The sequence below is a fragment of the Saccharopolyspora erythraea NRRL 2338 genome, from assembly GCF_000062885.1.
Taxonomy (GTDB): domain Bacteria; phylum Actinomycetota; class Actinomycetes; order Mycobacteriales; family Pseudonocardiaceae; genus Saccharopolyspora_D; species Saccharopolyspora_D erythraea.
Map to the genome: position 1 here is coordinate 5,776,503 of NC_009142.1, position 13,296 is coordinate 5,789,798.

10 protein-coding genes are annotated in these 13,296 nt (G+C 71.4%); 7 read left to right on the forward strand and 3 right to left on the reverse strand.

The annotated features are described in order from the left end of the window. Positions 1–7: 7 nt before the first annotated feature. The gene (locus tag SACE_RS24940; protein ID WP_009942447.1) at positions 8–1,942 is read right to left on the reverse strand and encodes an acyl-CoA dehydrogenase family protein; all 1,935 of its coding nucleotides are present in this window, start codon (positions 1,940–1,942) and stop codon (positions 8–10) included. A 352-nt stretch (positions 1,943–2,294) separates the two neighbouring features. Between SACE_RS24940 and SACE_RS24945 the strand changes: the two genes are divergently transcribed. Genes SACE_RS24945 through SACE_RS24955 form a run of 3 tightly spaced genes read left to right on the forward strand, consistent with a single transcriptional unit; the run spans position 2,295 to position 5,393 of the window. Beyond that, complete coding sequence (locus tag SACE_RS24945) at positions 2,295–2,975, forward strand: FadR/GntR family transcriptional regulator (RefSeq protein WP_029621367.1); 681 nt, start codon at positions 2,295–2,297, stop codon at positions 2,973–2,975. Between the two features lie 4 nt (positions 2,976–2,979). Continuing rightward, the gene (locus SACE_RS24950) at positions 2,980–4,416 is read left to right on the forward strand and encodes an amino acid permease (protein WP_009942445.1); all 1,437 of its coding nucleotides are present in this window, start codon (positions 2,980–2,982) and stop codon (positions 4,414–4,416) included. Next, complete coding sequence (locus tag SACE_RS24955) at positions 4,413–5,393, forward strand: asparaginase (RefSeq protein ID WP_009942444.1); 981 nt, start codon at positions 4,413–4,415, stop codon at positions 5,391–5,393. Before SACE_RS24950 ends, SACE_RS24955 begins: the two co-directional genes overlap by 4 nt. 427 nt (positions 5,394–5,820) lie before the next feature. Here SACE_RS24955 and SACE_RS24960 read toward each other — a convergent pair whose 3' ends face one another. Beyond that, the gene (locus SACE_RS24960; protein WP_011874628.1) at positions 5,821–6,744 is read right to left on the reverse strand and encodes an NADP-dependent oxidoreductase; all 924 of its coding nucleotides are present in this window, start codon (positions 6,742–6,744) and stop codon (positions 5,821–5,823) included. Between the two features lie 132 nt (positions 6,745–6,876). Between SACE_RS24960 and SACE_RS24965 the strand changes: the two genes are divergently transcribed. Further along, complete coding sequence (locus tag SACE_RS24965; protein ID WP_009942442.1) at positions 6,877–8,421, forward strand: UxaA family hydrolase; 1,545 nt, start codon at positions 6,877–6,879, stop codon at positions 8,419–8,421. Positions 8,422–8,625: 204 nt separating this feature from the next. Continuing rightward, positions 8,626–9,723: a nucleotide disphospho-sugar-binding domain-containing protein gene (locus SACE_RS24970; protein WP_009942441.1), complete on the forward strand. Its 1,098-nt coding sequence runs from the start codon at positions 8,626–8,628 to the stop codon at positions 9,721–9,723. A gap of 50 nt (positions 9,724–9,773) precedes the next feature. On the opposite strand, the gene SACE_RS24975 is transcribed toward SACE_RS24970, so the two are convergent. Next, positions 9,774–11,102: an MFS transporter gene (locus tag SACE_RS24975; protein WP_009942440.1), complete on the reverse strand. Its 1,329-nt coding sequence runs from the start codon at positions 11,100–11,102 to the stop codon at positions 9,774–9,776. 727 nt (positions 11,103–11,829) lie between these two features. On the opposite strand from SACE_RS24975, the gene SACE_RS24980 reads away from it, so the two are divergent. Beyond that, positions 11,830–12,330 carry a hypothetical protein gene (locus tag SACE_RS24980; protein ID WP_009942439.1) on the forward strand — a complete coding sequence of 167 codons (501 nt, stop codon included), beginning with the start codon at positions 11,830–11,832 and terminating at the stop codon, positions 12,328–12,330. A 147-nt stretch (positions 12,331–12,477) separates the two neighbouring features. Next, entirely contained in the window at positions 12,478–13,296 is an 819-nt protein-coding gene (locus tag SACE_RS24985) for an SAM-dependent methyltransferase (RefSeq protein WP_009942438.1), read from the forward strand.

Below are 13,296 nucleotides of genomic sequence, written 5' to 3' on the forward strand. Positions count from 1 at the left end.
GGCCTGGTCAGTTCTGGGGTCCGGGTGGGACGATGCGCCGCTGGTCCGGTCGCGTGGTCGGGCCTGGGGTCGCGTCGGCGATCCACGGCCCCTCGACCGACGGGTCGATCACGCCCTCGTCGAGCCAGTCGTACCTGCCGTCGAGCGCCCGCTGGGCCAGGGTGCGGTCGGCGGCGTCGGTGTTGTGCCACAGCCTGCCGAACAGCTCCTCGACGCGCCGCCGCGCCTGGCGGCAGAACGCGTCGGCCAGCTCCACGCCGGAGGCCTCCTGGTTCACCGACGTGGCGTAGACGCAGGTCGCGCTCATCGCGAACAGCTCGGCGCCGATGTCGACGATGCGCCCGAGGAAGAGCTGGCGGTTCTCCATCGCGCCCTGCCACCGCGACATGCCGTAGAAGGTCTGGCGCGCGATGCGCCTGCCGGCGCGCTCGACGTAGCGCAGGTGGCCTGCCAGCCGCCCGTACTCGGCGAAGCCGGCCGGCAGCTGTCCCCGGCCGACCACCAGGCCCGGCAGCCAGCGGGCGTAGAAGCCGCCGGCCCTGGCCACCGCGCGGGCCTTGCGCCGCACGTCGGCCTTCGGGTCGATGATGTCCCCGGCGACCGAGAGGTGGACGTCGACGGCCTCGCGCGCGATCAGCAGGTGCATGATCTCGCTGGAGCCCTCGAAGATCCGGTTGATCCGCATGTCGCGCAGCAGCTGCTCGACCGGTACGCCGCGCTCGCCGCGCGCGACCAGTGAATCCGCGGTCTCGTAACCGCGGCCGCCGCGCACCTGCACCAGCTCGTCGGCGATCCGCCAGGCGAGCTCCGAGCTGTAGAGCTTGGCCAGCGCCGCCTCGATGCGGATGTCGTGGCGGTCGGCGTCGGCCAGCCTGCCCGAGACCTCCAGCACGGCCTCCAGCGCGAACGCGGTGGCGGTGATGAACGAGATCTTGCTCGCGATCGCCTCGTGCGCGCCGACGGGCCGCCCCCACTGCACGCGCTGCGCCGACCACTCGCGGGCGATGCGGGCGCACCACTTGGAGGCGGCCGCGCACATCGCAGGCAACGACAGCCGCCCGGTGTTCAGCGTGGTCAGCGCGATCTTGAGGCCTTCGCCCTCGCCGCCGATGCGGTTGCGCGCCGGGACCACGACGTCGTGCAGCCGGGTCACGCCGTTCTCGATACCGCGCAGGCCGAGGAAGGAGTTGCGGTTCTCCACCGTGATGCCCGGTGCCCCGGCCTCGACGACGAACGCCGTCACGCCGCCGCGGCGCCCCTCGGACTTCGGCACCCGGGCCATCACCACCAGCAGGTCGGCCAGCACGCCGTTGGTGGTCCACAGCTTCACGCCGTTGAGCGTGTAGCTCTCGCCGTCCTCGCTGGGCACCGCGGTGGTGGCCAGCCGCGCCGGGTCGCTGCCGACGTCGGGCTCGGTGAGCAGGAAGGCGGTGATCTCGCGGACGCAGCGGGGCAGGAACTCGCGCTTCTGCTCCTCGGTGCCGAACATCTTGACCGGCTGCGGCACGCCGATGGACTGGTGCGCCGACAGCAGCGCGCCGACGGCCGGGCTCGTGGTCCCGACCAGCATCAGCGCGCGGTGGTAGTAGACGGCGGGCAGTCCGAGGCCGCCGTAGGTGGTGGGGATCTTGATGCCGAGGGCGCCGAGGTCGCGCAGGCCGTGGATGACCTCGTCGGGCACCCGGGCCTCGCGCTCGATGAGCGCGGCGTCGATGCGGGTCTCGCAGAACTCCCGCAGCCGGGATAGGAAGCGCTCGCCCTCGGGCAGCACGGCGCCTTCGGGCAGCGGGTCGATCAGGTCCAGCCGCAGCCTGCCCATGAACAGCTCGCGTCCGAAGCTCGGGCGGTCCCAGCGGGTCTGCCGCGCCTCTTCGGCGACCTGCCTGGCCTGCTGCGCGTCCACCTGCGGACGCTCGGTACCGGTGGAGTCCAACGTGGTCATCACTGCCCCCGAACGACGAGCGGCCTGGTGATCTCGGACACACCAAGCTACTACCCGGGGGTAACCAGGGGAAGGACATCCGTGCCCGATTCGTCCGAGATGACCCGCCCAGGTGAGCACTGCCCCTCGACTGGACCGCAGGCCGGGCCCGGTGCGCGTAGTCGCAGAACAGATGAATGCGTCGTGTAGCCGAAATCGGCTGTCGCTTTTCACACATTAGAGTCCCGACCTCGTCAGTTAGTGTGAAGAAAAGCCAGGCCTTGACAACTCTGCGTGCCAGACCTGACGATTCCGCCTCATGAACCTGTCGGACAGCCAGACAGCCGGACAGCCAGTCCGGCGGGTCTCGGCGATGGAAGCCGTGCTGGACCACCTGCGCGGCGCCATCGAGCGCGGTGAGTACGCCGTCGGCGACAAGCTGCCGTCGGAGGCCGCCCTCGGCAGGGAGTTCGAGGTCAGCCGCTCCGTGGTGCGCGAGGCGCTGCGCGGGCTGCAGGCCCTCGGGCTCACCGTCTCCCGCACCGGCAGGGGAACGTTCGTCACCGCGGCCGGACCGGCCGAGAACCCGGTGTTCGGGCCCTACTCGGCGCGGGACCTGATAGAGGTGCGGCGGCACGTCGAGGTCCCCGCCGCCGGCTACGCCGCGCTGCGGCACAGCTCGGACGACCTCGACCTGCTGACCCACCTGCTGGAGCGGATGGAGCAGGAGACCGACAACACCGCCTGGGTGGCGCTGGACTCGCTGTTCCACATCACCATCGCCCAGGCCTCGGGCAACCCGGTCTTCGGCAAGGTCATCGAGGAGATCCGGGACGCGCTGGCCAAGCAGTCCGCGCTGCTGAACCAGCTCGGCGACCGGCGCGGCGGCTCCAACACCGAGCACCGGCGGATCGTCGAGGCGATCGCCGGGGGTTCGCAGGAGGCGGCAACCGAGGCGATGGCCTTCCACCTCGAACACGTCGAGGCGGCGCTGACCAGCATCGTCACCAACAAGAACGGGCGGCGACCCCGCGAGCAGAACGGAAAGTCCTGACACCGTGACCGAACAAACCACCACGCGGGCCGCCGAGCGCCCGAAGTCCCCCTTCGACGCGGGCGACGCGGGCTACAGCAAGTCGCTCAAGACCCGCCACATCAACATGATCGCCATCGGCGGCGCGATCGGGACCGGGCTGTTCCTCGGGGCCGGCGGCAGGCTGGCCACGGCCGGGCCCGCGCTGGCCATCGTCTACGCGGTGTGCGGGCTGTTCGCCTTCTTCGTCGTGCGGTCGCTGGGCGAGCTGATCCTGTACCGCCCGTCCTCCGGCGCCTTCGTGTCCTACGCGCGCGAGTTCATGGGCGAGAAGGGTGCCTACACCGCGGGCTGGATGCACTTCCTGAACTGGTCGACCACCGGCATCGCCGACATCACCGCGATCGCGCTCTACGCCCACTTCTGGGCGGCGTTCACCCCGATCCCGCAGTGGGTGCTCGCGCTGATCGCGCTGGCCATCGTGCTCGCCATCAACCTGGTCTCGGTGAAGCTGTTCGGCGAGCTGGAGTTCTGGTTCGCCATCATCAAGGTCGCCGCGCTGGTGCTGTTCATGGTCGTCGGGATCTTCCTGCTGGTCACCCAGCACCCGATCGACGGCGCCACGCCCGGGCCGCAGCTGATCGCCGACAACGGCGGCGTCTTCCCCGCCGGCGTGCTGCCGATGGTGCTGATCATGCAGGGCGTCATCTTCGCCTACGCCGCGATCGAGCTGGTGGGCGTCGCCGCGGGCGAGACCGAGAACCCCGAGAAGGTCATGCCCAAGGCGATCAACTCCATCATGTGGCGGATCGCGCTGTTCTACGTCGGCTCGGTGGTGCTGCTGGCGATGCTCATGCCCTGGAGCGCCTACAGCAAGGCCGAGAGCCCCTTCGTCACCGTGCTCTCCCACATCGGCGTGCCGTACGCGGGCGACGTGATGAACCTGGTGGTGCTCACCGCCGCGATGTCCAGCCTCAACTCCGGGCTGTACTCCACCGGCCGCATCCTGCGCTCGATGTCGATGGCGGGTTCGGCGCCGAAGTTCACCGGCGCGATGAACAAGAACCAGGTGCCCTACGGCGGGATCATGCTCACCGCGGCGGTCTGCGTGATCGGCGTCGGCCTGAACTACCTGGTGCCCGCCGAGGCGTTCGAGATCGTGCTGAACTTCGCCTCGCTGGGCATCCTCGGCACCTGGGCGATCATCGTGCTCTCGCACCTGCTGTTCGTGCGCAAGGCCAAGCGCGGCGAGGTGACACGGCCGAGCTACCGGCTGCCGTTCTCCCCGTACACCGAGATCGTCACCCTGGCGTTCCTGGCGTCGGTGGTGGTGCTGATGGGCTTCGACGAGGTCGGCCGGATCACCCTGATGTGCCTGCCGCTGATCGTGCTCGCCCTGGTCGTCGGCTGGTTCGGTGTGCGCAAGCGGATCAACACCGCGGTGCTGGAGAACGCCGAATGAGCGCAGCGGCGCCGATCGGGGTGCCGGGGCACGTGCCGCTGGTGCACCTGTTGCGCGACGGTCTCGTGGAGGGCGTGCACCACGGTTCGGTGGTCGTGGTCGGCCCGGACGGGTCGGTGCTGTTCCAGGCGGGCGATGCCGGCACGGCGTTCTACCCGCGCTCGACGGCCAAGCCGGTGCAGGCGGTGGCGATGGTCCGGCTCGGGCTGTCGCTGCCGCCGGACCTGCTCGCGCTGACCGCGGCCAGCCACTCCGGGGAGCGGGTGCACCTGGAGGGGACGCGCCGCATCCTCGACGCGGGCGGGTTCGCCGAGGCCGACCTGGCCAACCCGGCCGACCTGCCCTACGACCCCGTCGAGCGGGCGAGCTGGGTGGCCGACGGGCGCTCGGCCCGCAAGCTGGCGCACAACTGCTCGGGCAAGCACGCGGCGATGCTGGACACCGCGCGCCGCAACGGCTGGTCCACCGCGGACTACCTCGACCCGGCCCACCCGCTGCAGCGCGAGGTGGCCGCCACGGTGGAGGAGCTGACCGGCGAGCCGGTCGCGCACGTGGCCACCGACGGCTGCGGTGCGCCGCTGTTCTCGGTGTCGCTGCGCGGTCTGGCCACGGCCGCGGGCCGGATCGCCGCCGCGCCCGCGGGCAGCCCGGCCCACCGGGTCGCCGAAGCGATCCGGGCGCACCCGGAGATGGTCGCGGGCAGCAGGCGCGACGTCTCCGCCCTGATGCGGGCGGTTCCGGGACTGATCGCCAAGGACGGCTTCGAAGCGGTGCAGGTCGCGGCGCTGCCCGACGGCACCGCGGTCGCGGTCAAGATCGCCGACGGATCGGACCGGGCGCGGCCGCCGGTCACCGCCGCCGCCCTCGCCCTGGCCGGTGCCGACGCCGCCGCGCTCGCCGGCTTCGCCGGGCCGGGCGCCCCCGACGGGCTGGAAGTGGTCGGCCCCCTCGCCGGCGCGCTGCGCGCCGCCGCATGAGCACCGGTGGCGGGTCCCCGCGACCCGCCACCGGCCACCACCGACATCAGGCCAGGTCGCAGGGTCATTTTCGGCAGTTTGTTCTCCCGCGCCCTGGTCGTGTGCAGCGAGCGGGGGTTGTCCTCGTCCTCGCGGTCGTGCTGCTGGAAGTGCGCTTCCGATCGGGTTTCCCGTTCGGGATCACCACTTCCCTCGCACGGGCCAGGTGCGCTCTCGGGACGCGGCTGTGACCCGAGTCGGCGCACTTGCGGCGCTGTCCACCACGGGCGACGAGTCCTGCGACACATCGGCGACGTGATCTGTTCCGCGACCCACACGTCTGTCGGAGCGGCAACGAATTCCGAGATCGGGACGCCTCTGCCGCAACCACGGCGAAGCGGCTCTCTCGGTCCTGCAACGATCACCGGTGGCGGGTCGCCGGCAGGCGTCAGGACACCTCGAGCACGAGCTTGCCGCGGGTGCGCCCCTCCTGGCTGACCCGGAACGCCTCGGCCGCCGAGGACAGCGGCAGCACCCGGTCGACGTTGACCGCGAGCTTCCCGGCGTCGGCCAGCCGCGCGAGCTCGGTCAGGTCGGCCGAGTCCGGCCGCACGTAGTGGTACATGCCGCCGGCTTCCTTCACCCCGGGGTCGACGATGGAGACCACCCGCCGCGGCGACTTCAGCACCGACTGCGACACCGCCACGGCGTCGCCGCCCGCGAAGTCCAGCGCGACGTCCACCCCGTCCGGCGCGAGCTCGCGGACGCGCTCGGCCAGCCCTTCGCCGTAGGTCACCGGCTCGGCGCCCAGCTCGCGCAGGAAGTCGTGGTTGCGCTCGCTGGCCGTGCCGATGACGCGCAGGCCCTTGGCCGCGGCGATCTGCACTCCGAACGAGCCGACGCCTCCGGCCGCCGCGTGCACCAGCACCGTCTCGCCTCCGGCGGCCTCCGCCCGCGCCAGCGACTGGTACGCGGTGAGCCCGGCCAGCGGCAGGCCCGCGGCCTGGTGCCAGTCCAGCGACGCGGGCTTGCGGGCGATGGTGCGCACCGGGGCGGAGACGAGCTCGGCGAAGGTGCCGTGCTGGACCTCGTCCTTGCGCACGTACCCGATCACCTCGTCACCTGGCTCGTACTCCCAGACCGCCAGGCCGACCTGCTCGACCACACCGGCGACGTCCCAGCCGGGGACGAGCGGGAAGTGCACGTTGAGCAACGGGTCGAGCGCGCCGCTGAGGATCTTCCAGTCGACCGGGTTCACGCCCGCGGACTTCACCCGCACCAGCACCTCGTCCGGGCCGACCTTCGGATCGGGCACGTCGGTGAACCGCAGTTCGTCAGGATCGCCGTACCGCTGCGCCGCTGTCGCCTTCATGCCCGGCACAACCTGGGGGCCGCGGCGATCATTCCCGCTCCTGGGATCGGCGTATCGACAGCCGTGGGCACCGCCCGTAGAGTCAGCGTTCACGTGATGGAAGCCGCTTCACGTTCGTGAAGGAGTGATCCGGTGGCGCTGCAGGACCTGGACGAGCTGGCATTCCGACTCCACGCCGACGACAACGTCGTGATCGCCAAAGCCGACGTCGAGCCCGGCTCGTACTCCCGCGGCGGCACCGCCGTGGAGGTGCCCGGCGAGGTGCCGCGCGGCCACAAGCTGGCCACGGCCACCATCGAGGCAGGCGACCCGGTCCGCAAGTACGGCCAGATCATCGGATTCGCGACCCGCGCGATCCGGCCAGGGGAGCACGTGCACACCCACAACGTGCAGTACCAGGAGTTCCAGCGCGACCACGCCTTCGGCGTGGACAGCAGGCCGACCGAGTACGTGCCCGACGAGCGGCGCGCGACCTTCCAGGGCTACGTGCGGCCCGACGGCAGGGTCGGCACCCGCAACTACCTGGGTGTGATCACGTCGGTGAACTGCTCGGCCACCGCGGCCAAGATGATCGCCAGGCAGGTCGAGGCGTCCGGGATGCTCGACGACTTCCCCAACGTCGACGGGGTGTGCGCGCTGACCCACACGCTGGGGTGCGGCAGCGGCGGTCCGGGCAACGAGGGCTTCGAGGTCCTGCGCCGGGCGCTGGTCGGCTACGCCGGGCACCCGAACTTCGCCGGGCTGCTGGTGATCGGGCTGGGCTGCGAGGTCAACCAGGTCCGCGACCTCACCGAGATGCTCAAGCTGCCCGAGGGCATGCCCGTGCACGCCATGACGATCCAGGAGCTCGGCGGCACGAGGAAGACCGTCGCCGAGGGCGTGCGGCGGATCACCGAGATGCTGCCGATCGCCGACCGCGGCCGTCGGCGCACCGTGCCGGCGTCCGAGCTGGTGATGGCCATGGAGTGCGGCGGTTCCGATGCCTACTCCGGCATCACCGCCAACCCCGCCCTGGGCGCCGCCGCCGACCTGCTGGTCCGGCACGGCGGCACCGCCGTCTTCGGCGAGACGACCGAGATCTACGGCGCCGAGCACCTGCTCACCCGGCGCGCGGTCAGCCGCGAGGTCGGCGAGAAGCTGCTGGAGCGCATCGCGTGGTGGGAGTCCTACGTCAAGCGCGACGGCAGCTCCATCAACAACAACCCCTCCCCCGGCAACAAGGCGGGCGGGCTGACCACGATCCTGGAGAAGTCCCTGGGTGCCGCGGCCAAGGGCGGCACCACCGACCTGTGCGACGTGGTGCGCTACGCCGAGCCGGTCACCGCCAAGGGCCTGGTGTTCATGGACACCCCCGGCTACGACCCGGTCAACGCGACCGGCCTGATCGCGGGCGGGGCGCAGCTGATGTGCTTCACCACCGGACGCGGCTCGGCCTTCGGCTGCAAGCCCGCGCCGAGCCTCAAGCTCGCCACCAACACCCCGCTCTACGAACGCATGACCGACGACATGGACGTCAACTGCGGGACCATCGCCGACGGGGACTCCGACGTCGAGGAGATGGGCCGGGTGATCTTCGAGCGCGTCCTCGCGGTCGCCTCCGGCGAGGCCACCAAGAGCGAGGAGCTCGGCTACGGCGACGAGGAGTTCGTGCCCTGGCACCTGTCCACGGTGCTCTGACCCGGCCACCGCTCCAGCGCCGGCCACGGCCCTGGGTCACTGCTCTGACCCGGTCACTGCCCTGCTCCGGCCACTGCTCTGACCTGGCACTCGATCGAGTGAGGCGGGTCAAGGGTCCCGGCGGGGATGTCGACTGCTCTGCCAAGGAGTGCCGCCGCGCGCGGCGCCTCCGGTCCGCCGACTCCCGATGGGCAGTTTGCCGACATGCGCGTCCTGTTCACCACCACGCCCGGCCGCGGTCACTTCTTCCCGATGGTTCCTCTCGCCTGGGCCCTGCGTTGCGCGGGTCACCAGGTCGTCGTCGCCGCGCCACCCCAGATCGCCGAGTCCGTGCGCGCCGCGGGGCTGGAGCACGTCCCGGTGGGTGGTGGCGCCCCGGACGCCGGGCGGTACCGGGAGTTCACCGCCGAACCATGGGCCGTGCTAGCCGAACACGCGGTCGACGCGACCACCGACCTGGTCGCGCGCTGGTGTCCTGACCTGGTGGTCTGCGGCTACGCCGAGCTCGCCGGTCCGGTCGCGGCCGCCGTGCACGAGGTCCCGGCGGTCTCGCACCACTGGGGCCTGCACCTCGCCGACGAGTCGGTGCGCCGGCTCTTCTCCGGTACCGCCGCCATCCGGTTGCGCAGGCTGCACGCGCGGTTCGGGTTATCCGACGAGGAGGCCGCGCCCGAGCTCGTCGTCGACCTGTGCCCGCCGAGCCTGGCCCGCGTCGACCGCACGGGGTGGCTGCCGATGCGCCACATCCCCTACGGCGGGGCGGGAATCCCGGCGCCGTGGCTGTGGGAGCCGCGCGACCGGCCGCGGATCTGCGTGTCCATGGGCGGTGTGCCCGCCGAGGTGGTGCACGAGACGGTGCGAGGGCTTGCCGGAGCGGATGCCGAGATCGTTCTCACCGGCTCGGACTGCCCCGCCGATCTGCCCGGCGTCCGCGCCGGCGGTCGGCTGCCGCACGACCAGCTGTTGCCGACGTGCGACGCGGTGGTGCACCACGGCGGCTCCGGCACCGCGATGAACTCCCTGCTGTGCGGGCTGCCGCAACTGGTGCTGCCGCACGCGGGCGAGCAGTTCGAGAACGCCGAGCGGCTGGTGGCGGCGGGCGTGGCCCGCCAGGTCGGCAGCGCCGAGCGCGACGCAGGGACGCTGGGCGCCGAGCTCGAGGAGCTGCTCGACGACCCGTCGTACCGCGACCGGGCCCTGCGGATCAGGTCGGAGATCGAGTCGATGCCCGCGCCCGGCGAGGTCGTGCTGGCCCTGGAGGCGTGCGCCGAGTCACCGCCGGCGCTGACACCGATCCGGTAGGGGCTTCTCGACATGCGGCGTGGGACCCGGCCCGCGCTCCTCCAGCATTCCTAACGCGACGCGGCCGTGGTGAGCCGCGGCAGGTCCCAGCGGTGGCGCCGCAGCGACACCGGCACCTCGTCGCCGCGCGCCTGGGCCTCCAGCACGACCGCGCGGGCCCGGCGCCACCACACGAAGGTGCGCCACGACGCGAGCACGAGCATCGCGGGCAGCGCGAGCATCGCGATCCGGTAGCCGTCGACCGCGGGCATGCCCTGCACCCCGTCGAGGACTAGTCCGACCAGTGCCACGCCGAGCGCGGTGGCCGAGTGCCCGCCGGCGTTGGCGACTCCGGTCGCGGTGCCGACCTGCTGGATGGGGTTGTAGTCGCGCACCAGGGCGAAGGCGATCGACGACACCGGGACGCCCAGGGCGAACACCGTGAACGCGACCATCACGACGGTCAGCGGCGGGGTCCCGCCGGGCCAGCCGAGCAGTGGCGCCCAGGTCAGCGCGCTGATCACCAGGTAGACGACCACGATCGGCATCCGGCACTCCGGGCGCCGCCCGATCAGCGCGCCGACCACGGGGCCGCCGACGACCTGGCCGATGATCAGCACGCTCAGCAGCGCGCTCGCGGTCGCGGGCGCGACACCGAGCCCCTCGACGAGGTACGGGAAGCCCCAGAGCAGGGTCAGCGCGCCCGCGGCGAACAGCGTGCCGAAGTGCACCCAGAACGCCAGCCGCGTGCCCGGGACGGCCCATGCCGCGCGCACCCGCGCCAGGGTCGCCGCGGCACCGCTCGGGCGTCCGGCCGTGCTCGAGGTGCGGGGGTCGCGCACGAAACCGAAGGTGATCGCGGCGTAGCCCGCGGTCAGCGCCCCCACCAGCAGGAAGGTCGGCGTCCAGCCCATGCCCTGCAGCGCCAGCGTGAGGGGGAAGGTGGCGGCCACGCCGCCCAGCGCGCCCAGCGCGCTGGAGATCGTGGCGACCAGCGCGTAGCGGCGGGCCGAGAAGCTGGTGGCCACCAGCCGCAGGATGCTCACCCAGGTCAGCGCGTCGCCGACACCCAGCACGCCGCGCGCCAGCAGCGCCATCGAGTAGGAGTCGGCGACGGCGAACAGGATCTGGCCGGCACCGAGCAGCAGCACCGCCGCCGTGACCACCCGCCGCGGCCCGAACCGGTCGGCCAGCAGACCGGTGGGGATCTGCATGCCCGCGTAGATGCTCATCTGCAGCACGGTGAAGGCGCTCAGCGCGGCGGGGCCGACGTCGAAGCGGTCGAGCGCGAGCGGGCCTGCCACCCCCAGGCTGCCCCTGTGGAACACCGCGGCGAGATAGGCGATCACCGCCGCGCCCCAGATCCACCACGCCCGACTCTCCGGTCGGTCGGCAGCCACGGGAGACCTCCTTCTTCTGGTTCGGCAGATGTCCAGGCGGCGAGTAACCGCGGTTGTCGTTCTTCCGCCTTGTTCTTCGGTGCGGTGTCACGATCGGTTACACCATCGCGACGTGTACTGCGACACACCCGGTAGAACATTTTCCCTGGCGTGCTCCCGAGAAGCAAATCCGCGTCCATCCACTGTGGACAACTTTTCCGCCGGGTGAAGGGAAGGTGGAATACGCGGCCGGGATTCGCGTGGGGAAAGGGCGCCGATCAGCGCGTTGACCTGCGCTTTGGCACGGCTGTGGCGCCGCCGTCCGGATCATGCCCAGGCAACAACAGCATCTGCCTGGAGGCTGCGCGCTGGGACAGCGCGCCGAGCAGTCGGGCCGATTTCGACCCGTGTCATCGGTCACTGCCGACCGAGGTCGGCTTGAGCACCACCGCGGCTGTGATGTCCGGCGACTACAGGGAGCGGGTCGGCGCGGCGGCCGGTACACCCACCCCGCGCGGCGATCGGCGGCGCGCGTAGGCCCATAGGGTCCTGGGGGAGCCCAACCCCCACTTCAATCGGGCAATGCTGCGAAAGGGAGCGCGTTGACACTGGACCGAAACTCGATCCTCGGACCGTTCCCGTTGCCGCCGGTGGACGACGCCATGCGGGAACGAGCCCGCAGGATGGCGGGCACCGCCCGATGGCTGACCTTCGAGGACCCGACGTACCGGCAGATCCCGGTCAGCCGGTGGCGACAACGGCGATCCAGGGCGCCTACGGTGTCACCGACACCGGCGAACTAACCGGCAAGTACCAGATCAACGCCTTCTATCGGCCGCCCCAACAGGTCACCGGAATGCCACTGGACACCACCGTGGACCTCGTACTGTGGCGAATCTTGAACGGCTACAACCCGCTGGGATTCCTGGTCGACCGGCTCTACCGGGCGGAACTGGCGCTCTACGCCTCCCACCACGGGGACCAACGCCTCCAGGTCGACCGCGACGCGGAGGGGCTGCCGGCGTTGACCGCGTTCACCGGCCCCCGCCACCTTCCCGACAGCTGGGCGCACCACCACCTCGTACCGGGGTGGACGGTGTTCGACGCGATGGCCAATGGACCGGTGTTCCTGAACCTCAACCCCGGCACCCCGCTGTCGCTGAAGATCATGATCCGAGATCTGGCGCTCCTTCTCACCGACCGCAGTCGACAGGGTCGGACCCTCGGTCCCATCCCGTTCGGGGAATGAACCGCGCAAGGGCTTCCGCGCGCCGCGACCCCGCACTGCCATCGCGGTACAAGATCGTCGGATCGCGGGAATCCGGGCGATGCGATAGGTATGATCCAGGCGACATTGCGGAGCCGCTGCCCACCATCCCGCGAAGGAGACGTCGAGATGACCGATTCCGAGACGCCCCGGGTGCGGGTGTCCGGGCAGCCGGACGAGCTGGACACGACCGTTCCGCACGCGGCCAGGGTCTGGAACTACTGGCTGGACGGCAAGGACTACTACACCGTCGACCGGCAGGCCGGTGACGAGTTCCTTTCCGTGTTCCCGGGGATGAAGGCCGCCGCGCAGGCCAGTCGCGGCTGCCTGGGCCGGATGGTGCGCCACATGGTGACCGAGGGCGGTGTGCGGCAGTTCCTCGACGTCGGCACCGGTCTTCCCACCGCGGAGAACACCCACGACATCGCGCAGCGGGCCGACCCGTCGTGCCGGATCGTCTACGTGGACAACGACCCCCTCGTGCTGGCCCACGCCCGTGCGCTGCTGACCAGCACGCCCGAAGGCGCGACCTGGTACGTGCACGCCGACATCCGCGAGCCCGGCACGATCGTCGACGTGGCCGGCGACATGCTCGACCTCACCCGCCCGGTCGGGCTGATGCTGTTCGGCATCCTGGGCCTCATTCCCGAGTACGAACGCGCTCGGTCCGTTGTGGACACTCTCGTCGACGCGCTGCCCTCGGGCTCCTACCTCGCGCTGTTCGACGTCGACGACACCGACGCGGCGGCGGTCGACGCGGCCTCGCGCTACGCGGAGTCGGGCGCGATCCCGTACAACCACCGCAGCCCCGAGCAGATCGCCGGGTATTTCTCCGGCCTGGAGCTGGTCGAGCCCGGTGTGGTGCGGTGCGGGCAGTGGCGGCCGGAGGGACCGGCACCGGCGGGGCCGGAGACCACCACGCGCGCGGGGCTCGCCCGTAAGCCCTGA